Origin of the sequence: Janthinobacterium sp. SUN026, assembly GCF_030397625.1 — a bacterium.
Taxonomy (GTDB): domain Bacteria; phylum Pseudomonadota; class Gammaproteobacteria; order Burkholderiales; family Burkholderiaceae_D; genus Janthinobacterium; species Janthinobacterium kumbetense.
On sequence record NZ_JAPQNU010000002.1, the window covers coordinates 75,869 to 97,268 of the forward strand.

The 21,400-nt window shown below is 62.8% G+C and carries 24 protein-coding genes; 13 read left to right on the forward strand and 11 right to left on the reverse strand.

What is annotated here, in order from left to right; genetic code table 11:
* Positions 1 to 203 precede the first annotated feature (203 nt).
* The 4 genes from OX459_RS10090 to OX459_RS10105 all read left to right on the forward strand — a co-directional run bounded on the left by OX459_RS10090 (position 204) and on the right by OX459_RS10105 (position 3,365).
* Positions 204 to 1,382, forward strand: coding sequence for an acetyl-CoA C-acyltransferase (locus tag OX459_RS10090; RefSeq protein WP_289904892.1), 1,179 nt, complete (start codon positions 204 to 206; stop codon positions 1,380 to 1,382).
* A 125-nt stretch (positions 1,383 to 1,507) separates the two neighbouring features.
* Positions 1,508 to 1,810, forward strand: coding sequence for a Dabb family protein (locus tag OX459_RS10095; RefSeq protein WP_289897829.1), 303 nt, complete (start codon positions 1,508 to 1,510; stop codon positions 1,808 to 1,810).
* Between the two features lie 61 nt (positions 1,811 to 1,871).
* The gene (locus OX459_RS10100) at positions 1,872 to 2,876 is read left to right on the forward strand and encodes an NADP-dependent oxidoreductase (protein ID WP_289905578.1); all 1,005 of its coding nucleotides are present in this window, start codon (positions 1,872 to 1,874) and stop codon (positions 2,874 to 2,876) included.
* Positions 2,877 to 2,936: 60 nt separating this feature from the next.
* Positions 2,937 to 3,365: a GNAT family N-acetyltransferase gene (locus OX459_RS10105; RefSeq protein ID WP_289904893.1), complete on the forward strand. Its 429-nt coding sequence runs from the start codon at positions 2,937 to 2,939 to the stop codon at positions 3,363 to 3,365.
* 59 nt (positions 3,366 to 3,424) lie between these two features.
* On the opposite strand, the gene OX459_RS10110 is transcribed toward OX459_RS10105, so the two are convergent.
* The 9 genes from OX459_RS10110 to OX459_RS10150 all read right to left on the reverse strand — a co-directional run bounded on the left by OX459_RS10110 (position 3,425) and on the right by OX459_RS10150 (position 12,865).
* Positions 3,425 to 4,435 (reverse strand): ribose ABC transporter permease, encoded by a 1,011-nt coding sequence (locus OX459_RS10110; RefSeq protein ID WP_099667894.1) that lies wholly within the window; start codon positions 4,433 to 4,435, stop codon positions 3,425 to 3,427.
* A 24-nt stretch (positions 4,436 to 4,459) separates the two neighbouring features.
* The gene (locus tag OX459_RS10115; RefSeq protein ID WP_289904894.1) at positions 4,460 to 5,959 is read right to left on the reverse strand and encodes a sugar ABC transporter ATP-binding protein; all 1,500 of its coding nucleotides are present in this window, start codon (positions 5,957 to 5,959) and stop codon (positions 4,460 to 4,462) included.
* A gap of 80 nt (positions 5,960 to 6,039) precedes the next feature.
* Positions 6,040 to 6,975 (reverse strand): ABC transporter substrate-binding protein, encoded by a 936-nt coding sequence (locus OX459_RS10120; protein ID WP_077404737.1) that lies wholly within the window; start codon positions 6,973 to 6,975, stop codon positions 6,040 to 6,042.
* A gap of 64 nt (positions 6,976 to 7,039) precedes the next feature.
* Entirely contained in the window at positions 7,040 to 7,990 is a 951-nt protein-coding gene (gene tal, locus OX459_RS10125; protein ID WP_289904895.1) for a transaldolase, read from the reverse strand.
* Positions 7,991 to 7,992: 2 nt separating this feature from the next.
* Positions 7,993 to 9,477: a xylulokinase gene (gene xylB, locus OX459_RS10130; protein ID WP_354669663.1), complete on the reverse strand. Its 1,485-nt coding sequence runs from the start codon at positions 9,475 to 9,477 to the stop codon at positions 7,993 to 7,995.
* Between the two features lie 32 nt (positions 9,478 to 9,509).
* Positions 9,510 to 10,517 (reverse strand): LacI family DNA-binding transcriptional regulator, encoded by a 1,008-nt coding sequence (locus OX459_RS10135; protein ID WP_289904897.1) that lies wholly within the window; start codon positions 10,515 to 10,517, stop codon positions 9,510 to 9,512.
* A 206-nt stretch (positions 10,518 to 10,723) separates the two neighbouring features.
* Positions 10,724 to 11,461, reverse strand: a complete 738-nt coding sequence (locus tag OX459_RS10140) for an NRDE family protein (RefSeq protein WP_070253757.1) — start codon at positions 11,459 to 11,461, stop codon at positions 10,724 to 10,726.
* A complete protein-coding gene (locus OX459_RS10145; RefSeq protein WP_289897836.1) occupies positions 11,452 to 11,742 on the reverse strand; it encodes a DUF4936 family protein in 291 nt (96 codons plus the stop codon). The genes OX459_RS10140 and OX459_RS10145 overlap by 10 nt, the downstream gene beginning before the upstream one ends.
* Positions 11,743 to 11,749: 7 nt before the next feature.
* Entirely contained in the window at positions 11,750 to 12,865 is a 1,116-nt protein-coding gene (locus tag OX459_RS10150; RefSeq protein ID WP_289904898.1) for a folate-binding protein, read from the reverse strand.
* Positions 12,866 to 13,041: 176 nt separating this feature from the next.
* Here OX459_RS10150 and mltG point away from each other — a divergent pair, with 176 nt between their 5' ends.
* From mltG to OX459_RS10165, 3 genes are read left to right on the forward strand one after another with little or no spacing between them, the layout of a single operon-like run.
* Positions 13,042 to 14,028, forward strand: coding sequence for an endolytic transglycosylase MltG (gene mltG, locus OX459_RS10155; protein WP_289904899.1), 987 nt, complete (start codon positions 13,042 to 13,044; stop codon positions 14,026 to 14,028).
* Positions 14,029 to 14,049: 21 nt separating this feature from the next.
* Positions 14,050 to 14,691 (forward strand): dTMP kinase, encoded by a 642-nt coding sequence (tmk, locus tag OX459_RS10160; RefSeq protein WP_251348633.1) that lies wholly within the window; start codon positions 14,050 to 14,052, stop codon positions 14,689 to 14,691.
* Between the two features lie 15 nt (positions 14,692 to 14,706).
* Complete coding sequence (locus tag OX459_RS10165) at positions 14,707 to 15,735, forward strand: DNA polymerase III subunit delta' (protein WP_289904900.1); 1,029 nt, start codon at positions 14,707 to 14,709, stop codon at positions 15,733 to 15,735.
* Between the two features lie 63 nt (positions 15,736 to 15,798).
* On the opposite strand, the gene OX459_RS10170 is transcribed toward OX459_RS10165, so the two are convergent.
* The gene (locus OX459_RS10170) at positions 15,799 to 16,152 is read right to left on the reverse strand and encodes a hypothetical protein (protein ID WP_289904901.1); all 354 of its coding nucleotides are present in this window, start codon (positions 16,150 to 16,152) and stop codon (positions 15,799 to 15,801) included.
* A 200-nt stretch (positions 16,153 to 16,352) separates the two neighbouring features.
* Between OX459_RS10170 and OX459_RS10175 the strand changes: the two genes are divergently transcribed.
* The 6 genes from OX459_RS10175 to OX459_RS10200 all read left to right on the forward strand — a co-directional run bounded on the left by OX459_RS10175 (position 16,353) and on the right by OX459_RS10200 (position 20,153).
* A complete protein-coding gene (locus tag OX459_RS10175) occupies positions 16,353 to 16,739 on the forward strand; it encodes a VOC family protein (protein ID WP_289904902.1) in 387 nt (128 codons plus the stop codon).
* Between the two features lie 86 nt (positions 16,740 to 16,825).
* Positions 16,826 to 17,605: a TatD family hydrolase gene (locus OX459_RS10180; protein WP_077404693.1), complete on the forward strand. Its 780-nt coding sequence runs from the start codon at positions 16,826 to 16,828 to the stop codon at positions 17,603 to 17,605.
* 16 nt (positions 17,606 to 17,621) lie between these two features.
* Positions 17,622 to 18,272, forward strand: a complete 651-nt coding sequence (locus OX459_RS10185) for an ankyrin repeat domain-containing protein (protein WP_289904903.1) — start codon at positions 17,622 to 17,624, stop codon at positions 18,270 to 18,272.
* Positions 18,273 to 18,528: 256 nt separating this feature from the next.
* Positions 18,529 to 19,452, forward strand: a complete 924-nt coding sequence (locus tag OX459_RS10190; RefSeq protein ID WP_289904904.1) for a methyltransferase domain-containing protein — start codon at positions 18,529 to 18,531, stop codon at positions 19,450 to 19,452.
* Between the two features lie 102 nt (positions 19,453 to 19,554).
* Complete coding sequence (locus OX459_RS10195; protein WP_092708370.1) at positions 19,555 to 19,803, forward strand: hypothetical protein; 249 nt, start codon at positions 19,555 to 19,557, stop codon at positions 19,801 to 19,803.
* Positions 19,804 to 19,955: 152 nt separating this feature from the next.
* Positions 19,956 to 20,153 (forward strand): hypothetical protein, encoded by a 198-nt coding sequence (locus OX459_RS10200; protein ID WP_034784591.1) that lies wholly within the window; start codon positions 19,956 to 19,958, stop codon positions 20,151 to 20,153.
* Between the two features lie 60 nt (positions 20,154 to 20,213).
* Here the strand turns inward: OX459_RS10200 and OX459_RS10205 are convergent, their stop codons facing one another.
* Positions 20,214 to 21,332: a phospholipase A gene (locus tag OX459_RS10205; RefSeq protein WP_251348638.1), complete on the reverse strand. Its 1,119-nt coding sequence runs from the start codon at positions 21,330 to 21,332 to the stop codon at positions 20,214 to 20,216.
* Positions 21,333 to 21,400: the final 68 nt, after the last annotated feature.

Here is a 21,400-nt window from a genome sequence, read left to right on the forward strand (position 1 = left end):
GTGCCGAGGTCTTTTTGACCATTCTTGCAACAGCTTGGAGGCGAGTGTGTTCTCCGAACCTTACGTCATGCTTGCTTGAAACTTACAGCAAGCTTACAAATTGCCATTCATTTCAACTTTGCGAACGACCGTACTTAAATGTGCTATTCTGATTCCGCAGATCTATCACCCGACCATATAACATTCCCACAAGGAGACACAGCATGAATGAAGCCGTCATCGTATCGACCGCCCGCACGGGCCTGGCCAAGTCCTGGAAGGGCGCGTTCAACATGACGCATGGCGCCACCCTGGGCGGCCATGTGCTGGCGGCTGCCGTCGAGCGCGCGCGCATCGAGGCGGAGGAAGTGGAGGACGTGCTGGTCGGCTGCGCCTTTCCCGAAGGCGCCACGGGCGGCAACATCGCGCGCCAGGTGGCTTTGCGCGGCGGCTGCCCCGTCACGACGGCCGGCATGACCGTCAACCGTTTTTGTTCCTCGGGCTTGCAGGCCATCGCCCTGGCGGCGCAGCGCATCATCGCCGGTGAAGGCGATATCTATGCGGCGGGCGGCGTGGAATCGATTTCCTGTGTGCAAAACGAGATGAATACGCATATGTACCGCGACGTCTGGCTGCAGCAGCACAAGCCGGAAGTGTATTGGCCCATGCTGCAGACGGCCGAGACCGTGGCCAAGCGCTACCAGATTTCGCGCGAACGCCAGGATGCCTACGGCGCGCAAAGCCAGCAGCGCGCCGCCGCGGCCCTGGCTGCCGGCCTGTTCGATGCGGAAATCGTGCCGATGACCACCGTCATGGGCGTGGCTGACAAGTCCAGCGGCATGCTGGTGTCGCGCGAAGTGACGATCTCGGCAGACGAAGGCATCCGCGCGGACACGACGTATGACGGCGTGGCGAAGATCCGCCCGGCCATTCCGGGCGGCGTCATCAGCGCCGGCAACGCCAGCCAGTTTTCCGATGGCGCTTCGATGGCCATCGTCATGAATGCGAAAGTGGCCGAAGCGAAAGGCTTGCAGCCGCTGGGCATCTTCCGCGGCTTCGCCGTGGCCGGCTGCGAACCCGATGAAATGGGTATCGGGCCCGTGTTTGCCATCCCGAAGCTGCTGAAAAAGGCGGGCTTGACGGTAGCCGACATCGGCCTGTGGGAACTCAATGAAGCGTTCGCCGTGCAAGTGCTGTACTGCGCCGACACCCTGGGCATCCCCATGGACCGCCTGAACGTGAACGGCGGCGCGATCGCCGTCGGCCACCCGTACGGCGTGTCGGGCGCCCGCCTGACGGGCCACGCCTTGATCGAAGGCAAGCGCCGTGGCGTCAAATACGTGGTGGTGACCATGTGCATCGGCGGCGGGCAGGGCGCGGCCGGGCTGTTCGAAGTGCTGTGATATAGGTAAACCTGGTCCGCGGGCGGCTTCCAGGGCCGCCCGTTTGCATTTCGCGCCCTGTTCCTGCAAGACGCGCCGATAGCGGTTACAGTAATGCTTCATTAATAAACAAGCAGCCTGCCGCCATGATCAAGCACATCGTTTTCTGGAAACTCAAAGACCACGCCGAAGGCGCCGACCGCGCCACCAATGCATTGAAACTGAAAGCCCTGCTCGATTCCTGCTCGGACCTGGTGCCCGGCATCCTGAAATTCGAGGCAGCCGTGGCCCAGCCTGGCCTGGAAGCGACCTACGACATCGTGCTGTACAGCGAATTTGCCAGCCGCGAGGCGCTCGACGCTTACCAGAACCACCCCGAGCACGTGAAAATCAAGCCATTCTTCGGCGCCGTGCGCGAAGCGCGCCAATGTATGGATTATGAGATTTAGTCTTTACGCAGCAGACACCTTGTTCATCAGCATGTAACTCTCTCACTTTATTGACAGGAGCATCATGACCACCTACCAACGCATCGTCCTCGCCTCGCGCCCCGCCTCCAATGAGGAAGTGCAGCCGGCACATTTTCGCCTGGAAACCAAAGACATTCCCGCCATCCAGGATGGCGAATTGCTGGTGCGCAACCAGTACCTGTCGCTCGACCCCTATATGCGCGGACGCATGAGCGCCAATAAAAGCTATGCGGCGCCGCAGGCGCTCGATGAAACCATGATAGGCGGCACGGTGGGCGTGGTGCTGGAATCGAAGCATCCGAAGTTTGCCGTGGGCGACACCGTCGTGGGCACTTTGGGCTGGACGGAAGTGGCCGTGTCGGACGGCACCATGCTGCGCAAGGTCGATACGACGCACATTCCCGCTTCCGCCTACCTGGGTTCCGTCGGCATGCCGGGCATGACGGCGTGGTATGGCTTGAACCAGATCATGGCGCCGAAAGCGGGCGAAACGGTCGTCGTGTCGGCGGCCAGCGGCGCCGTGGGCAGCGTCGTGGGGCAGCTGGCGAAATTGAAAGGTTGTCGCGTGGTCGGCATCGCCGGCGGCGCGGACAAGTGCGCGTATGTGGTGAATGAACTGGGTTTCGACGCCTGCGTCGACTACAAGGCGGGCAGCTTGGTGTCCGACCTGGCGGCGGCCACGCCGGACGGCATCGACGCCATCTTTGAAAACGTGGGCGGCGCCATCTTCGATGCGGCCCTGGCGCGCACCAACGCGTTTGGCCGGATCGCCGTGTGCGGCTGGATCGCCGGCTACAACGGCGAACCGACGCCGCTCGACAATGCGCGCCTGATCCTCACCAACCGCCTCACCGTGCGCGGCTTCATCGTTTCCGAGCAGCCGGAATTCTGGCCGCAAGGCTTGAGTGAACTGGGCACGCTGGTGGCGACGGGCAAGCTGAAATTCCGCGAATCCGTGGCTGACGGCCTGGCCAGCGCGCCCGAGGCCTTCATCGGCCTGTTGAAAGGCCGTAACTTCGGCAAGCAGTTGATCAAGCTCAGCTGATCTCTCTGTGGAAAGGCAGGTCGTGCGACAATTGCGGCCTGTCTCTTTCTACATTACACCATGACCAAGCACACCATCCGCCTCGGCGACTGGGCCACCCTGGGCCCTGACGCCACCGCCATCCGTTTTGAAGTTTTCGTCGATGAACAAAAAGTGCCGGCCGAGATCGAACTCGACGACATGGACGCCGTCTGCCTGCACGCCGTCGCCTATGACGATGCCGGCAATGCCATCGGCACGGGCAGGCTATTGCCTGACGGCCACATCGGCCGCATGGCCGTGCGCCAGCCGGGCCGCGGCACGGGCGTGGGCGGCGCCATTTTGACCTTGCTGATGGACAAAGCCCGCGAACGGGGAGACTTGGCGGTGGTGCTGAACGCGCAAACCGTAGCCGCGCCATTCTATGCGCGCCACGGTTTCGTGCAGCAGGGGGAAGTATTCGAAGAGGCGGGGATTGCGCATGTCGAAATGCGCCTGCAGTTTGCCTGATTAATCAAGCAGGCGTGGTTCGCACGACGTCCGCGAATACGGACGCCGCGCGGCTACGCTTAATTTTGCGCGTGGCTCTGGCGCCATTTGTCCAGAATCACGGCCAGCACGATCACGACACCTTTCGCCACATACTGCCAGAACGAGGACAGGCCCAGGATCGTCAAGCCATTGTTCATCACCCCGATGATCAGGGCGCCGATGACTGTGCCCCAGACGGAACCCACGCCGCCCATCAGGCTGGTGCCGCCCAGCACGACGGCCGCGATGGCATCGAGTTCATAACCGGTACCCCAGTTGCCGTTGGCCGCATACAGGCGGCTGGCCGACATGGCGCCTCCCAGGCCCGCGAACAGGCCGCTGATCGTGTAGACAAACATCAAGACGAGACCGACCTTGATCCCCGTCAAACGGGCTGCCTGGATATTGCCGCCGACGGCGTAGATATGCAGGCCCAGGGTGGTCTTGCGCAAGATGAACCACGTCAGTACGACAACGGCCGCCGCCAGCCAGATCAGCCAGGGCACGGCCAGGAAGCTGCCGTTGCCCATCCATTCGAAGCTGGGGATTTCCGTGTTCAGCACGCTGGTGCCGTCCGCCAGCAGGTAGGCGGCGCCGCGCAGGGCCGTCATGGTGCCGAGGGTCACGACGAAGGGGTTCAGGCCGACGAGGGCCACCAGCACGCCATTGAGTGCGCCCAGCAGCAGGCCGACGATGAGGAAGGCGGGAATCGAGAAGCCGGCGAACTGGGCCGACAGCGACATCAGCATGCCTGCCACGGCCGAGACGGCCAGCACGGAGCCGACGGACAGGTCGATGCCGCTGGTCAAAATGACGAAAGTCATGCCGGACGCCAGCACGATGTTGATCGACACCTGGCGGAAGATGTTCATGGTGTTATTGCTGGTCATGAACGTGGACGTGCCGTCGGCCGAGAAATACACGGTCAAGCCATACATGGCCAGGTAGAGCACCACCAGCACGGGCAGCATGCCCAGGCGGCGCATCAGGTTCGAGGCATTGAAGGGTTCGCCGGCGCGCGCGGCGCCGCGGGTGGTAGTCGTTGTCATGTTGAATCTCCTGAATGATTATTTTTATGCCGCTTCCAGCTGCGTGGCATAGGCGAGGATGTTTTCCTGCGTAATGTCGTCGCCCGTCACTTCGCCCGTCAGGCGTCCTTCGCACATCACCATCACGCGGTCGCAGATGCCGACCAGCTCGGCCAGTTCGCTGGAAATGCACAGCACGGCCGTGCCCGCATCGGCCAGCTGGTGGATGATCTTGTAGATTTCGCTCTTCGCGCCCACGTCCACGCCCCGCGTCGGTTCGTCGAGGATCAGCACTTTCGGCGCGATGGCCAACCAGCGCGCCAGCAATACTTTCTGCTGGTTGCCGCCAGACAATCCGCCGACGATGCCGTCCGGCCCCGACACCTTGACGTTCAGGTTGCTGATCGCCTCGCGCGTGAGCTGCGTCAGGGCGCCACGGTTGACCACGCCCGCCGTCGCATGCTTGGACAGGATATTCATCGACATGTTTTCCATGGCCGACAATTGCATGAACAGTCCCAGGCTCTTGCGGTCCTCGGGCAGGTAGCCGATGCCGTGGCGGATGGCCGCCAGCGGGCGCTGGATGTGCACTTCCTGGCCATCGAGCCACACTTGTCCCGTTTGTTTCTTGTCCGCGCCAAAGATCAGGCGCGCCAATTCCGTGCGGCCCGCGCCGACGAGGCCGGCCAGGCCCGTGACTTCGCCCGCATGCAGGGAAAACGAGGCGGGCTTGACCTTGCCGCCGCCCACGTTTTCCACGCGCAAGCGCTCGGCGCCCCGCGTGGTGCGCCGCTGGTGCGAATAAAAGTCGTCGGCGGGGCGGCCCACCATCATTTGCACGACTTTCTTTTGATCCAGCTCATCCTTGCCCAGCTCGCCCACATAGGCGCCATCGCGCAGCACGGTGATGCGGCGCGCCAGGCGCTCCACTTCGGCCATGCGGTGGCTGATGTACAGCACGGCGAGGCCCTTGTCGCGCTGTTCTTCGATGATGCGGAACAATTGTTCTGTTTCCCGGTCGGACAGGGCGGCAGTGGGCTCGTCCATGATCAGGATGCGGCTTTCGTGCACGAGGGCGCGGGCAATTTCCACCTGCTGCTGCTCGGCGATCGACAGGGTGGACACCATGGTGTCCGCGTCGAAGCGGGAACCGAGGTCGGCCAGGATGGCGTTCGTGCGCGCGCGCATTTCGCCGCCCTTGACGGTCCAGAACGGTCCTTGCGGCTCGCTACCCATGAAGACGTTTTGCGCCACCGTCATGTTCTTGGCCACGCTCAATTCCTGGTAGATCAGGTTGATGCCCAGCGCGCGGGCCTCGCCCGGGTTGCGGATACGAATCGGCTTGCCGTCGAGAATGATTTCGCCCGCGTCCGGCGTGTACACGCCCGACAGAATCTTCATCAGGGTACTCTTGCCGGCGCCGTTTTCGCCCATCACGGCATGGATTTCGCCGCTGCGCACCGTCAGGTGCACGCCGCGCAGCGCGCGCGTGGCGCCAAAGCGCTTCTCGATGCCGCGCATTTCAAAAATAATATCGTCGCTCATGGGGATATCCTTGCTGGTGAAACTGCCGCCCGCCACCGGCCGGGGCCGGGGCGGGCAACACGTGGTTCAGGTCAGGCAGATCAGTTCTTTACCCAGCCCGTGTAGGTGGCGACGTTCTCCTTGGTGATGGCCGGGGTCGGCAACAGCACCATGGTCTGTTTCGGCGTGCGGCCGTTCATGATGTCGTAGCCCATCTGCACGGCGTCCGTGGCCATGCGGTACGGGTTTTGCGCCGAGGTGGCGGCAAACAGGCCGGCCTTGTTTTTCAGGGCGTTCTGGCCATCGGGCGCGCCGTCGACAGCCGTGATCAGTTTCACGTCCGTGCGCTTCGACTGCTTGATCGCCAGTTCGGCGCCGATACCCGTCGGATCGTTGATGGCGAACACGCCGTCGATCTTCGGATGGGCCGTCAGCAAGTTCGACATCACGGTCATGCCGCCGTCGCGGCTGCCGCCCGCGTTCTGGTTGTCGGACAGAATCTTGATATCCTTGAACGCGGCCAGGGTCTTCTTGCAGCCATTCACGCGGTCGATCACGGACGTCACGGGCGGGCCGTTCAGGATCACCACATTGCCCTTGCCGCCGATCTGTTTGGCCAGGTAGGCGCACGATACGTCGCCCGCCATGGTGTTGTCGGACATCACGGTGGCCGACGCGCCCACGGCGCCCACGTCGACGGCGATCACGACCACGCCCGCATTGCGCGCTTTCTTGATGGCTGGCGCGATGCCCTTGGAATCGACGGCGTTCAGGATGATGATGTCGGTCTTGTTGGCGATGAAGTTCTCGATCTGGTCCACCTGGGTGTTCAGGTCATACTTGCTGGAAACAGTCGTGACTTTCACGCCAGGGCCGCCCAGTTTTTTCGCGCTTTCTTCCGCGCCGCGGCCAATCGCCACGAAGAACGGGTTGGCCAGGTCGCCCACGCTCACGCCGATGGATTTCAGCGGTTTGTCGGCGGCGAAGGCGCCGCAGGCGGCGGACAGCAGCAGGGAGGCGGTAATGACTTTTTTCATGAGGATCTCCAAGGGTTTTTATTGTAAAAAACAAACGGTGCTACGGTAAAAACTGGGTGAAAACTTAGCGAGTGCGCAATTTCTCGATCATGGCGTCCAGCTTGCCCGCATCGACGGCGAAGCCGCGGATGCCTTCGGCCAGCTTTTCGGTCGCCATCGCGTCGTCGTTCAAGGCGTAGCGGAAAGCGGCTTCGTCGTAGGTGACGGCCGGTTGCGGCGCGCCCAGGTCGCCGCCCAAGGCGCGTTCGAACGGCGCATCCGCCGCTTCCAGCTTGGCCAGCAGATCCGGGCTGATGGTCAGCAAGTCGCAACCGGACAGGGCCGTGATCTGGCCCACGTTGCGGAAGCTGGCGCCCATCACCTGGGTGGCGATGCCATGTTGCTTGTAGTAATTGAAGATGCGCGTGACCGATTGCACGCCTGGATCGTTGGACAAGCTGCGCGCCGCTTCGTCCCATGCCGCACCCTGCGACTTCTTGTGCCAGTCGTAGATGCGGCCGACAAACGGCGAAATCAGGCGCACGTTCGCATCGGCGCAGGCGACGGCCTGGCAAAACGCGAACAGCAGGGTCAGGTTGCAAAAGATGCCGTCTTTTTCCAGCTCGCGCGCGGCCTGGATGCCTTCCCAGGTGGCGGCGACCTTGATCAGCACGCGTTCGCGGGCCACGCCGGCTTGCTCGTACAGGGCGATCAGGCGGCGACCGCGGGCGACGGTGGCGTCGCGGTCAAAGCTCAAACGGGCATCGACTTCCGTCGAGACGCGGCCCGGCACGACTTTCAAAATTTCCAGGCCGAAGCGCACCAGCACCTGATCGACGATATCGTCCAGGCTGGCGGATTGATGCGCGGCGACCGTGCTTTCCAGCAAGGGCGCGTACTCGGGCTGCAGCACGGCCTTCAAGATCAGCGACGGGTTGGTGGTCGCGTCTTGCGGCGCGAAGCGCGCCAGTTGCAGGAAGTCGCCCGTGTCGGCGACGACGGTGCTGTGTTGCTTCAATTGTTGCAGCTGATTCATTACTATTCCTTATCACTGAGTTGGTGCAAGGCTTGCACGGCGGGAAACAGGCTACGGTAGCGGCCGTAGCGGATGCTCAAGGCTGCGCTGTGCGCGGCATCGGGCAGGAAAGTGTTTTTGATGGGCAAGCCGGTGGACAGCAGCTGGCGCTGGCCGATGGCGGCAAAGCCCAGCTTGGCCGCGCCCAGGCTGGCCGACAGTTCGCTGTTGTGCAGGGTGCGCATTTCGCGTCCCAGCACATTGGCCAGCAATTGCGCCCAGTACTGGCTGCGCGCGCCGCCGCCCACCAGCATGCAGTGGGGAACGACGGCGCCTGTCGACGTGACGGCCGCCATGGCGTCGCGCAAGGCGAAGGCCACGCCTTCGAGCACGGCGTAACCGAGCTGCGCCGGCGTGCTGTCGTGGCCCAGTTGCAAAAAGGCGCCGCGCACTTGCGGGTCGTTATGCGGCGTGCGCTCGCCCGACAGATACGGCAGGAACAGGGGCGCGGAAGGGGCGACGGGGGCGTCGAGCGGCAAGCCCGCTTCCACCAGCGCCAGCAGGGCAGCTTCGTCGGGCTGGCCCAGCACGCCGGTGGCCCAGCGCAAACAGCTGGCGCCGGACAATATCGCGCCCATCGCATACCAGCGGCCGGGCAGGGCGTGGCAAAAGCTGTGCACGCCGCCGGCCGGGTTGCCCAGCGGTGCTTCGGTCACGGACACGATGGCGGCGCTGGTGCCCAGCGAGATAAAACTGTCGCCGCCGTTGACGGCGCCGATGCCCACGGCCGAGACAGGGTTGTCGCCGCCGCCGCCCGCCACCACCACATCCGCCTGCAAGCCCAGCTGGTCGGCGATGGACGCCAGCACGGTAGCGGTGGCGGCGTCGCCTTCAGCCAGGGCCGGCATCTGCTCCGGCGTCAGGCCGCAGGCGGCCAGCATGGGTGCGAACCAGGCGCGTCGGGCCTCGTCCAGCCACAGGGTGCCGGCCGCGTCGGACATGTCCGTGAGTTTGATCCCCGTCAATTGCAGGCGCAGATAGTCCTTTGGCGACAGCAGGCAGGCGATGGCGGCGAAGGCGTCAGGCTCGTGCGTTTGCAGCCACAGCAGTTTCGGTGCCGTCAAGCCCGCCATGGGCAGGCTGCCCGTCACGTCCGCATACGCGGGATAGTCGCGCGCCAGGGTTGCGGCTTCGGCTTCGGCGCGCGCATCGTTCCACAGGATGGCGGGACGGATGACGTTGTCATCAAGGTCGAGGAGTACGGCGCCGTGCATCTGGCCCGACAGGCCGATGCAGGCGATCTGTGCATAGTCCTGCGGCCAGCCGGCGCGCAGCTGGGCCAGCGCCTGGACGCAGGCGGCCCACCAGTCTTGCGGCGCTTGTTCGGACCAGCCTGCATGCGGGCGGCTGGTGTCGATGCGCACGGACGCCTGGCCGCGCACGCTGCCTGCGCTGTCCATCAGCACGGTTTTCAGTTCGGAGGTACCGAGGTCGATACCGAGGGAAATCGCTGGATGCATGGTGTGTCTATATGTAAAGGTCAGGGGCAGCCGCAGGAGTTGCGTACGCGCAAGGTTGGCGACAGGCGCTGCACGTGCTGGGCGCGGCCCGGATTGGCGATGCGGTCGATCAACAGGTCGACGGCCATGGCGCCCAGCTCTTCGAGCGGCTGCGCCATCACGGTCAGGCGGGGGCTGAAATAATCGGCCCAGTCGAAATCATCGAAGCCGGCCAGCGCGACGTCTTGAGGTACCGCAATGTGCGCGTCGCGCAAGGCGTGCATGGTGCCGATGGTCATCAGGTTATTGCCGGCGACGATGGCCGTGGGGCGCTTGTTCGATGGCAAGGCCAACAGTTCGCGCGTGGCCGCGCCGCTGCGCTCCAGGTTGGAGTCGCCCGAGCGCAGCAAGTCCCCATCAAAGGCGATATCGGCGCGCTGCAAGGCCAGCCGGTAGCCGTCGATGCGCTCGTCCGTCGTGGACAGGCCGGGCGCGCCCGCGATGAAGCCGATGCGGCGGTGGCCGTGGACCGTGATCAGGTGGCTGACCAGCTCGGCCGTGGCGTGTGTGTTTTCCACGCCCACCTGGTCGAACGGTTGCGGCGACATGCGGTCGACCAGCACGGAAGCGATCTTGTTGCTATTTAAATAGTCGAGGGCGCGGTTGTGCGGATCGCCGGACGGCGCCAGCACGATGCCGTCGACGCGGCGCTGGTGCAAGTTCTGCACCACTTTCAACTCCTGTTCGGGGTCGTCATGCGTATCGGAAAACAGCATCATCAAGCCATGGCGCGTGCAAGCCGCCTCGATGGCGCGCACGGTTTCGCTGAAGTAATGATTGGTGAAGGCGGAAATGGCCACGCCGATGGTGCCCGACGAGGAGCCGGCCAGCGCGCGCGCCAGCATGTTCGGCACATAGCCGATCTGCTGCATGGCTGCGTTGACGGCGGCGACGGTTTTCGGGCTGACCTTGCGGGTGCCGTTGACTACGTGAGAGACGGTGGACAGCGATACGTCCGCCGCCCGCGCTACATCTTCCATGGTGGCCATGGTGTCTCCTGAGTTTTTTTATTATTGTGTACTGCGATTGGGTACGGCTGTGTCGCCGCGATTGAAGCTATCGTAAACAAAAGAAAGCGCTTGCGCAAGCGCTTTCTTTTTTTGCGCGAACGATATTTTGCAAGGCAAACAAGCCGCGCGGGAGAGAATGGATGGGGGAAACAGGGCGGAACCGGACGGTGCCGGCCCCGCAGCAATTACTGGATCACCAGCTCGTGCAATTCGCCGGGAGAGTCCGGGAACAGTTTCACGACGGTGGACGTGCGCGTGCCGTAGCCCGGCGTTTCGATGCAGACGGCGGACAGCACGCGCTCGAGGTCGAGCGGCACGCCCGTGTCCGGCAAGCGGAAGTCGGGCGCGCGCGTGGTGTCGGCCAGCATGTCGAAATACGCTTCGTCGGGCGCGCCCTGGCACAGCAGGCTGGCGAACTGGGCCTTGGTTTTCAGCACCTTCGGCCACGGCGCGTCGAGCAGGGCGTTCGACAGGCCGTAGATGCCCGGTTCCAAGGGCTGGCCATTGCGCGCATCGCCGTCGCCCCGGTTGGAAAACCAGATCAGGGTATCCGCGTCGCCCAGCACCAGGTTGAAACCGTTGTAGGCTGTGCAGCCGGGGCGGATCTGTGCGATGTAGTCCTGTGGCGACATGTCGCCGGCCAGGTAGTCTGCCACCAGGGCGCCGCGCGAGGGGGCGTCCGGGTTGCGGTCTTGCGGGCTGCGGATATTCGTGATGGCGGCAAAGCGCGAGCTGCCGCTGCCGGCCTGGGTGATGCCCATCCAGCTGCCGCCCGCCTGCAAGTCGCGGCCCGCATACACTTGCGGGTGCTCGGGCCAGGCGCCGGCGGGGGCACTGGCGCGTTCATAGAATTCGTCGCGGTTGGCGGCGGCAATCAGCGGGATGTGCGGATTGACTTTCCAGGCAAAAACGATCAGGCACATGGGGGCAAATCCATGAACACTTCCGTATGCCGCGCGCCAGCCGTCAGGGACAGCAAGCCCGCTTCCTCGGCCACGCTGGCCAGCAGTTCCGTAAAGCCTTCGCCGACGACGGGGTAGATTTCCATCCACGTCTGCAAGCCGTCCTTGGCTTCCGGACGGCGCTTCAGTTGCGGCGCCACGCCGGAAGCGGCCGCCAGCTTGCCTTGCAGGGCGCGGACCCGCGCTTCCAGCGCCTGGGCGTGCTCTTCTTTTACCTGATAGTAAACGTACAGATCTTTCATGGCATTCTCACAAGTCGAGTGCGTCGAGCACGTAAGGCATGGACAGGAACTGCACGGCGGCGCCCTGGGCCGAGCCGTAGCGTACGGCGCCGGCGGCGCTTGAACCTTCTTCGATCGCCCCCAGCTTCATTTCGACGAGGGCGTCGATGCCGCCGTCGCCGTTGGGCGCCGCGTTGACGACCATGCCGCAAGGCTGCTCGGGGTCGCTGACGGCAAACAGTTCGCCACCGGCGGCGACGCTTGCGTCAGCGATGCTGACGAGGGTGGTGCGGCGCTTGAGCTTGCCCAGATACTGGCTGCGCGCGACGATTTCCTGGCCCGGGTAGCAGCCTTTCTTGAAATTGACGCCGCCCAGCAGCTCGAAATTGACCATTTGCGGCACGAATTGCTCTTGCGTGGCGGCCGTGATCTGCGGGATGCCCGCGTGGATGTCCGACAAATGCCAGGCGTCATTGCCGCCCTTGGCCAGCTGCGTCGTCAATGGCGTCCACGCGTCGCGCGCCGTGGCGGCCGACGTCAGCCATTCATAGCGGGGGCTGCCGAAGGCGTCGGCCACGCGCAGCAGGGTGCCGGACGCGTGTTCGACCTTGCTGAACGGCGTGGCGGGCAGGACGGGGAACCAGGCGGACAGGGCCGCGTTGGCGTGCTTGCCGCCCAGGCCCAGCACGACCTGGTTCGCTTCGTCGCCGGAGGCATCGTGCAGCTTGGCCTTGGCGCGCAGCACGAACATCTGCAGCCGCTTCTGGATGGCTGGCTGTATGGCGCGCGGCAATTGCAGATAAATGGTGGTGGCGTTGCGCCACATCAGGAAACTGGCCAGCAGCCGGCCTTTCGGCGTGCAGTAGCCGGCCAGGCGCACTTGCTCCGGGCTCAGGTGCTCCACGTCGTTGGTCAGCTGGCCGTGCAGGAAACTGGCTGCCTCGTCGCCGTTCAAGCCGATCAAGCCCTGGTCCGTGATGGCCGCGACAAAACCTTCTTGCAGTTGGGACACTGTCAGGGACTGGCCGAAGTCGGCGATAGGGGCGGTGGCGATGGGGGCGGTGCTGTCAGGCGCGCCATCGGCGGCAACGGGGCGGGCGCCTTGTGCGGTTAAAAATTGATTCCAGTTATTCATAATTTCCATTAGATCAGCGATTAAGCATTATCATTACGGGTTCATTATAGTGATGTCGGGCAGATTGCGTCGGCAGCGGCAAGATTGCCAGTGTTGGCGCCGCTTTGCGCGCACTTGCTTCACAAATGAACGATCATAACAAGCGGACGTTGGCCATCAGCGCCCGCATCACAAGAATCGGAACAATGGCTTTCTTTAAAAAACTTGTAGTCAGCTCGGTCATCGCCGCCATCGGCGTCGGTGGTACTTTTGTGTACTGGGCGCAGCAGCCCATCACCACGGACGGCGACGCGATTCCGTTTACGATCAGCCCGGGCAGCGGCGCGCATGCGGCCGGCCAGCAGATCGCGGACGCGGGCGTGCCCATCGTGCCCATTCTGTTCAACATGCTGGCGCGCATCGAAGGCAAGACGTCGAAGATCAAGGCCGGTTCCTACGAATTGAAACCGGGCACCACGCCGCAGCGTTTGATCACGCAACTGGCGCGCGGCGAGTTCGCGCAAGAGTCGCTGACCATCATCGAAGGCTGGACCTTCAAGCAGATGCGCATGGCCATGGCCAACCATGCCGGTCTCAAGCACGATACCGCGGGCCTGTCCGACAAGGAACTGATGGCGAAAATCAGCCCGGAATATGTGTTGCCGGAGGGCTTGTTCTTCCCGGATACGTATCTGTTCGCCAAGGGCGCCAGCGAAATGCAGATTTTCAGGCAGGCGCACGCGGCCATGATCGGCCGCCTGTCCGAAGCGTGGGACAAGCGCGATCCGGCCTTGCCGTATAAAAACCCGTACGAGGCGCTGATCATGGCCTCCATCGTGGAAAAGGAAACGGGACAAAAGTCCGAGCGCGCCATGATCGCCGGCGTGTTCGTCAACCGCCTGAAGACAGGCATGCTGCTGCAGACGGACCCGACCGTGATCTATGGCATGGGCGACAACTACCAGGGCAAGATCCGCAAACGCGACCTGGAAGCGGACACCCCGTACAATACCTACACGCGCGGCGGCCTGCCGCCCACGCCGATCGCCCTGGCTGGCGCGCAATCGCTGACGGCGGCGCTGGCGCCGGCCCGCACGCAGGCGCTGTATTTCGTCGCGCGCGGCGACGGCACCAGCCAGTTCTCGGCCAACTTGCCCGACCATAACCGCGCCGTGAATCAATACCAGCGTTAATTATTTCAAACTAGAAGCTTCATGACACCACACTATCAACCCCGTTTCATCACCTTCGAAGGCATCGATGGCGCGGGCAAGTCGACGCATATCGGCTTTGTCACCGACTACCTGCAGCAGCGGGGCGTGACTCTCGTCTCGTCGCGCGAACCGGGCGGCACCAGCCTGGGCGAAAAGCTGCGCGAACTGCTGCTGCATGAAAAGATGCACCTGGAAACGGAAGCCTTGCTGATGTTCGCCAGCCGCCGCGAACACATCGCGCAAGTCATCGCGCCCGCGCTCGAGCGCGGCGAATGGGTCATTTCCGACCGCTTCAGCGATGCCAGCTTCGCCTACCAGGGCGGCGGGCGCGGCATGGATTTGCGCAAGATGGAGCAACTGGAAGCGTGGGTGCACCCGCACCTGCAGCCGGACCTGACGTTCCTGTTCGACGTGCCCTTGGCCGTCGCCCGTGCCCGCCTGGACGCCACGCGTGCGCTCGACAAGTTCGAGCAGGAGCAGGCCGACTTCTTCGCCGCCACGCGCAACGAGTATCTGCGCCGCGCGGCCCAGTTCCCGCAGCGTTTCCGCATCATCGATTCCACGCAAAGCATTGCCGATATTCAAGTACAACTGGCGCAGCTGCTTGATGTGTTACTTGAGAAAAGCATCGCAACGTGTTGATTTGAAAAGAATAAAATGACGAATTCTCTCTATCCGTGGCAGCAGGACGCTTGGCAGCAATTGCAAGCCTTGCGCCCGCGCATGCCGCACGCCATCCTGTTCCATGGCGCGCAGGGCATCGGCAAGGCCGACTTCATCGAGCATTTCGCGCAGGCATTGCTGTGCGAAGACGTGCGCGCCGACGGCCATGCCTGCGGCGCCTGCGCCTCGTGCGGCTGGTTTAGCCAGGGCAACCATCCCGATTACCGCCGGGTCCGTCCGGAAGCGCTGGAAGACGACGTGGCGGACGACGGCGAAGAGGGCGAAGGCGCGAAGAAAAGCGCCAAGACCAAGACGCCGTCGAAAGACATCAAGATCGAGCAGATCCGCAACCTGGCCGACTTCATGAACATCTCCACGCACCGCCAGGGCTTGCGCGTGGTGGTGCTGTACCCGGCCGAGGCGCTGAACACGCCCGCCTCGAATGCCTTGCTGAAGACGCTGGAAGAGCCGCCGCCGGGCACCTTGTTCCTGTTGGCATCGAACAGCCTGGACCGCCTGCTGCCGACGATATTGTCGCGCTGCAGGAAATTTGCCTTGCCGATGCCCAGCCATGAGCAAGCCTTAACGTGGCTCAAGCAACAAGGCTTGAACGATGCGGACAGCTGGCTGCGCGAGCAGGGCGGCGCGCCGCTGGCCGCACTGGCCCAGTCCGAATCGGGTGGCCGCGAAGAGACGGAACAATTGTTGCAAGTCTTGGCTAACCCTGGCGTGGAAGCGGCCCTGAAAGCGGCCGATAAATTGCAGAAGTCTCCGCTGGCGCCGCTCGTGGCATCACTCCAGCGCTGGCTGTACGACGTGTTTTCAGTCAAGCTGTCCGGCACCATTCGCTACTACCCGCGCCACCGGCGCGAACTGGAAGCCTTGGCGGGACGCATCAACGTGAGCCGTTTGATGGCCGCCATCAAGGCTGCCAACGAACGCCGGGCGATTGCCGAGCATCCGCTGTCGCCCAAGCTGTTCCTGGAAGACATGCTGCTCGACTACGCATCTAGTTGCCAATAAAATCAAACACTTGCGCTGCCAAGTTAATCCGGATTGCGCGCTTTTTTGCCGGTTTGGAATGACTTAGCCGCAGGTGCGCGTGCAACTGCGGTACTGCACTTCGCACGCTTGCTGGCGCTCGGCGCGCCGCGCGCGGAAGGCTTCGGCTTCGGTCGGGCGCAACTGCTGCGACTGGGCGCCGGCTTCTTTGCCAGCGGCAACGTAGGGATTGCTGCTCGGCTTCAGCAGCAGCATGGGGCTGGTATCGTTTTCCGTGGCGCCTTGCGCTTGTGCGCGGCAATCCTGGCGCGCCGAGGCGCAGACGGGCTGGCACAGTCCGGCATCGGGGATGGCCTTCGGCGCATCGCGCTTGTCTTGCGCATGCGCTGTCAGGGCCAGGCAGGCCAGCAGTATCAAAGGGCCGGCAACTTTCAGCATGAACACTCTCCACGGTTCCGCGCGCAACCCCATGGTTGCACTCCGGCAAGCCACTATACATCTTGATAATATTTTTGCCTAGCCATGCCAGTCAAGGCTGGCCGCTTCCCCAGGCCGGGTCCGTTTGCCATGCCGGGAACGCGGTGTTACAGTCAGTCATCCTTGCAAACCACGCGGCAGCGCCGCACCGGAGGCGTCAAATGAAGCGAGTCACTGGCATCGGCGGCATCTTTTTCCACGCGCAAGACCCGGCTGCGCTGCGCGCCTGGTACCAGCGCCACCTGGGCCTGGACGTGCAGCCTTGGGGCGGCGCAGCCTTCACCTGGACGGACGCCGATGGCAAGCCCACTGGCGGCACCACCATCTGGTCCGTCGCGGCCAAGGACAGCGAGCAATTCGCGCCCGGCAAGGCCTCCTTCATGATCAACTACCGCGTCGACAACCTCGACGCGCTGCTGCAAGCCCTGCGCGACGAGGGCTGCAACGTGCTGGAAAAGGCGCCCGATTCCGAATATGGCCAGTTCGGCTGGGTCATCGATCCCGAAGGCAACAAGGTGGAGCTGTGGCAGCCGCCGCAGGGGCAATAGGCGAACCACGCGGGAGCAGTCAGCGGCAGTAGGGATTTGCACCTTCCCCCTGCCAGTTTTCCCGTGCTCCGGTACAATCCCGCCTTATGTATATCGATTCCCATTGCCATATCAATTTCCCCGAGCTGGCTGCTCGCATGCCCGAGATCCTGGCCAAGATGGCTGAGAACAAGGTGACGCACGCGCTGTGCGTGTCCGTCGACTTGCCGGACTTTCCACAGGTGCTGGCCCTGGCCGAGCAGTATCCGCATATCTTTGCATCCGTCGGCGTGCATCCCGACTACGAGGACACGCCTGAACCGTCCGTGGAAGACCTGGTCCGTCTGGCCGACCATCCGAAGATCATCGCCATCGGCGAGACGGGCCTCGACTATTTCCGTCTGACGGGCGACCTGGAGTGGCAGCGCGAGCGTTTCCGCACTCACATCAAAGCTTCAAGAATCACGCGCAAGCCCTTGATTATTCACACAAGAGCGGCCAGCGAAGACACCATACGCATCATGCGCGAAGAGGGTGCGGGCGTGTCGGACGGCGGCGTGGCCGGCGTCATGCATTGCTTTACGGAATCCTTGGAAGTGGCGCGCGCCGCCATCGACATGGGCTTCTATATTTCCTTTTCCGGCATCGTCACGTTCAAGAGCGCGAAAGACTTGCAGGCCGTGGCCCTGGAAGTGCCGCTCGAGCGCATCCTCATCGAGACGGATTCGCCGTATCTGGCGCCCGTGCCGTTCCGCGGCCGCATGAACGAACCTGGTTATGTAGCCCACGTGGCGGAATACCTGTCGACCTTGAAAGGCATCCCGCTGGACCAGGTGGCGCGCCAGACGACGGATAATTTCTTTAAGTTATTCAATCAGTTGCCGTAACTTCTTAAGGTCAGACATGATGAAAAAACTCGCGTTGGCGATGCTGCTGTGCTGCGCGGCGGGCAGCCACGCGGCGCCGGAACCCGATGCTTTCTTCCGCGCCGTGTCCGTCAACAATGTCAGCGGCGTGCGCAGCATGCTGCTTGACGGCATGAATCCGAACCAGCCTGACGCCCAGCGGGGCGACATTCCCCTCGTGCTGGCCTTGCGCGACGATGCGGACCGGGTGTTCCAGGTATTGCTCGATTCGCCTGGCATCGATATCGAAGCCCGTTCGGCCAACGGAAACACGGCGCTGATGATGGCAGCCTACAAGCACAAGCAGGACGCCGTGAACGCCTTGCTGGCCAAGGGTGCCAAGGTCAACCAGAGCGGCTGGACGGCGCTGCACTATGCGGCCTCGGCCGGCGACTTGCCCATCATGAAGATATTGCTCGACCGCGACGCCGTGGTCGATGCGCGCGCGCCCGCAAGCGTCACGCCGCTGATGTTTGCCGCCCGTGAAGGGCAGGAGGGCGCCGTCAAGCTGCTGCTGTCCTGGGGCGCGGATGCCAGCCTGAAGAGCGACCATGGCTGGACGGCCGTGCAGTTTGCCCAGGCGGGCGACAAGCCCGGCGTGGTCGCCATCATCGAAGCGGCACAGAAGGCGCGCGCAGCCCGCAAGTGATGTTTTAATTTCAATACTTTCCATGCCAGCGCTGAAACTGGCATGGAATTGCCTCTCACCTCAGCCCTTTGTTCTCCCTACCGATTAACGATAATGATCGTGTCGCATTAATCAGGAGATACCTCGCATGGGTCATCACATCACCGTCAGGCGCCGGCTGTATTGTCGCCGCCCCTCGCGCAGCCCGTGCGATATCACTGCTTTCTGGAATGACAAAACCGATCGGCCATCGGAGCCAGACTCCAAGAGGACAGACATGCTGAATGAACGAGAAATCGAGAGTTGTTACCTGGGGCAATTTATCCCCGTCCATTACCACCACAATATGTTGATGGACCAGAACCGCATGCACGGGTTCAAGTCGGCGATCGATTACGCGGTAAAACCCGGCATGAAGGTGCTGGAGCTGGGCGGCGGCACGGGCGTGCTGTCGTGGTTTGCGGCCGCGCGCGCCGACAAGGTGTGGTGCGTGGAGTTCAATCCGGACATGGTCAAGGAAGCGCGCAAGATGCTGGCGCTCAATCCCAACGGTGAAAAAGTCGAAGTCGTCCACGCGGACGCCTTCGAATACCTGCCGCCCGAGCCCGTCGACGTGGTCATCTGCGAAATGATCCATGTCGGCATGCTGCGCGAAAAGCAGGTGGAAGTGATCGAATCGTTCAAGCGCCGCTACCTGGCCCGTTTTGGCGGTCCGCTGCCCATCTTCCTGCCCGAAGCCGTCATCATGGCCGTGCAGCCGATGCAGCAGGAATACGATTTCGAAGGGTTTTATGCGCCCATCGTGCAATTCCAGGAAACCACGGCCATCCACCCTGGCGTACAGGAACTGGCGCCGCCTTCCGTCTACAGCATCATCGACTTCAGCCAGCCGACGGACAGCGTGTTCGGCTTCGACGGCAAGTTTGTCGTCGAGCGCAGCGGCACCCTGAACGCCTTGCGTTTCGTCACCAAGAACATCCTGGCCGTCGTGCCCGAGCGTTCGACCACCATCGACTGGCTGAACCACTACATGTGCTTGCCGCTGGCCACGCCGATCGCCGTGAAGGCGGGCGACGTGCTGCAGGTGACTTTCCAGTACCGCGCGGGCGGCTCGATTCCTTCGCTGGAAGCGTCGATCCGCGCGCAGGTCATCTATGACGTCAACTTGCAGCCGGTGACGCAGAGCGCCGTGTATGCGTAAGCATCATTAATATGTAAAGGCAACGCCGCAGCGATTTCATCCTGCGGCGTTTGTCCATTCAGGGTATATTTTGTCTTTTACCCACTGGACAGCTTTACTATCATGGAACAGATCGATCAGCGTTACCTCGTGCAACAGAACAAAATCAGCGATGGCGAGACCAGGCCGCCCGTGTTTGCCAAGGTAATGCGCAGCAAGGAAGGCGTGTTTGAAGGCGTGTCCTTCATCAAGTCGAAGGACAAGGCCACCGTCATGACCATCGAAGATGCCAACCAGGCCATCAAATGGGCCACCAGCAAGAAGCCGAATGCGCATGAATACGTCACGAAAGTGATTTGCGTCGGTCAATAAGCCCCGTTCATTCCCGTTTTCGTACCGTTCATCCCCGCAGCACGCAGTTCATCGCATGGCCGTTGCCGCCGTCGCGGCGCTTTACTATAGTGCTGTCACGGTAGCGGGGCAAGCACGGCTTGCTCCGCACATTTCATTTTAGGGGGAACGCAATGCTGGGATTCGTGCTGTGGCTGCTGCTCTTGCTGGTGTGCTGGCCCCTGGCCTTGCTGGCCCTCGTGCTGTATCCGCTGGCCTGGCTGCTGTTGCTGCCATTCCGCTTGATCGGCATCGGCGTGGAAGGCGTGTTCGAATTGCTGCGCGCCATCGTCATGCTGCCGGCCCGCGTGCTGGGCGGCGGGCGGCGTTGAGATTTACGTTTCCGCAATAAAAAATGGCGCCCTCGGCGCCATTTGTCATTGAGGTGCCGCTTACAGGTCAACCATGAAACCGGCACCGATCGATTTCTGCGAATAGTTGTAGTCGATCAAGCTCTGGCCATAGCCGGAGAACAGTTGCAGATAGCCTTTCAGGTTGGCCTTCAAAGGGAAAGCCCAGCTTGCCTGCATGGAGCCATGCTTCTTGCTGAAATTGCGGCGCGCCGTCACGGCGTACTCGTGCCCCTTGTTGCGGTAGCTCACGCGCAAGTCGCCATGTCCCAGGTAATCGGTGATGTCGATATTGTCATTGTCGACCGCGCTGTTGTCGAGGCGGTGCCAGACGCGCGCCGCGACGGCCAGGTTATCCTTTTCCATGCCCAGCTCGGCATACACGCGGTTCCAGCTGCGCGACAGGGTCGACGTCTGGCCGTTGGACTGGTGCACGAGGCCGAAGTTCAGGTAATTGAATTCGATGCCCGCGAAATTCTTGTTGATCGGCATGACCAGCATCAGTTCCGGCTGGTAATTGGTCTCGCGGAAGGGGCTCGACGCCTTGCGGTTATATGCCTGCCAGAAACTTTGCTGCGTGTAGCCGAACCACATGTCGATAGGCGTGCCGGCGATGTCTTCCAGCAGCTTCATCTTGAAACTCAGCTGGAACGTCAATTCCACGTGTTGGCTCTTGATGCCTGCCGGCGTGAAATCCTGGAACGGTTCGTCATTCGACGCGTCGCTGTAATTGGCCAGCAACAGATAGGTGTCGCGGTGCGGGCGGAAGTTGAACAGTCCCCGCTTCGAGGCGTCGTTCAGCTCCCAGGACTGTTGCGTGCGCGAAATCGGCGCCTCCGGCGGCGCCGCGCCAGCCTGCGCGATGGCGGGAATGGCGGCGTTGACGGCGTCCGGCGTGGCCACGCCAGGCGGGCTGACAAACGTGAGGGGGGCGACTTCGGCGGCTGCCGCCAGGGTGACCGCCGCCGTGGCGGGATCGCCGCCGGCGGCGATGGTGGCCTTTTCCGCCGCCTTGGCCAGGGTGTCGAAGCAACCGAGGCGGGCGCTGGCGTCACCGAGCACGGCGCAACGCTGCATTTGCTGTTCCAGTTCGCCGGCCATGGCCAGTGCCGGCGACGCCAGCAGGGAAGAGAGAATTATTTTTCTTAGTCGGATAGTCATAGGCTGAGTGGGGCATGTCGTTCGGTGCGCACCTGGGCTGCATGCCGGCGGCGTCGCCTTACACGATA

Coding starts and splice junctions, on each gene's coding strand:
- OX459_RS10090 (WP_289904892.1), top strand. CDS start 204: ATGAATGAAGCCGTCATCGTATCGACCGCCCGCACGGGCCTGGCCAAG.
- OX459_RS10095 (WP_289897829.1), top strand. CDS start 1,508: ATGATCAAGCACATCGTTTTCTGGAAACTCAAAGACCACGCCGAAGGC.
- OX459_RS10105 (WP_289904893.1), top strand. CDS start 2,937: ATGACCAAGCACACCATCCGCCTCGGCGACTGGGCCACCCTGGGCCCT.
- OX459_RS10110 (WP_099667894.1), bottom strand. CDS start 4,435: ATGACAACGACTACCACCCGCGGCGCCGCGCGCGCCGGCGAACCCTTC.
- OX459_RS10115 (WP_289904894.1), bottom strand. CDS start 5,959: ATGAGCGACGATATTATTTTTGAAATGCGCGGCATCGAGAAGCGCTTT.
- OX459_RS10120 (WP_077404737.1), bottom strand. CDS start 6,975: ATGAAAAAAGTCATTACCGCCTCCCTGCTGCTGTCCGCCGCCTGCGGC.
- tal (WP_289904895.1), bottom strand. CDS start 7,990: ATGAATCAGCTGCAACAATTGAAGCAACACAGCACCGTCGTCGCCGAC.
- OX459_RS10135 (WP_289904897.1), bottom strand. CDS start 10,517: ATGGCCACCATGGAAGATGTAGCGCGGGCGGCGGACGTATCGCTGTCC.
- OX459_RS10140 (WP_070253757.1), bottom strand. CDS start 11,461: ATGTGCCTGATCGTTTTTGCCTGGAAAGTCAATCCGCACATCCCGCTG.
- OX459_RS10145 (WP_289897836.1), bottom strand. CDS start 11,742: ATGAAAGATCTGTACGTTTACTATCAGGTAAAAGAAGAGCACGCCCAG.
- OX459_RS10150 (WP_289904898.1), bottom strand. CDS start 12,865: ATGGAAATTATGAATAACTGGAATCAATTTTTAACCGCACAAGGCGCC.
- mltG (WP_289904899.1), top strand. CDS start 13,042: ATGGCTTTCTTTAAAAAACTTGTAGTCAGCTCGGTCATCGCCGCCATC.
- tmk (WP_251348633.1), top strand. CDS start 14,050: ATGACACCACACTATCAACCCCGTTTCATCACCTTCGAAGGCATCGAT.
- OX459_RS10165 (WP_289904900.1), top strand. CDS start 14,707: ATGACGAATTCTCTCTATCCGTGGCAGCAGGACGCTTGGCAGCAATTG.
- OX459_RS10170 (WP_289904901.1), bottom strand. CDS start 16,152: ATGCTGAAAGTTGCCGGCCCTTTGATACTGCTGGCCTGCCTGGCCCTG.
- OX459_RS10175 (WP_289904902.1), top strand. CDS start 16,353: ATGAAGCGAGTCACTGGCATCGGCGGCATCTTTTTCCACGCGCAAGAC.
- OX459_RS10180 (WP_077404693.1), top strand. CDS start 16,826: ATGTATATCGATTCCCATTGCCATATCAATTTCCCCGAGCTGGCTGCT.
- OX459_RS10185 (WP_289904903.1), top strand. CDS start 17,622: ATGATGAAAAAACTCGCGTTGGCGATGCTGCTGTGCTGCGCGGCGGGC.
- OX459_RS10190 (WP_289904904.1), top strand. CDS start 18,529: ATGCTGAATGAACGAGAAATCGAGAGTTGTTACCTGGGGCAATTTATC.
- OX459_RS10195 (WP_092708370.1), top strand. CDS start 19,555: ATGGAACAGATCGATCAGCGTTACCTCGTGCAACAGAACAAAATCAGC.
- OX459_RS10200 (WP_034784591.1), top strand. CDS start 19,956: ATGCTGGGATTCGTGCTGTGGCTGCTGCTCTTGCTGGTGTGCTGGCCC.
- OX459_RS10205 (WP_251348638.1), bottom strand. CDS start 21,332: ATGACTATCCGACTAAGAAAAATAATTCTCTCTTCCCTGCTGGCGTCG.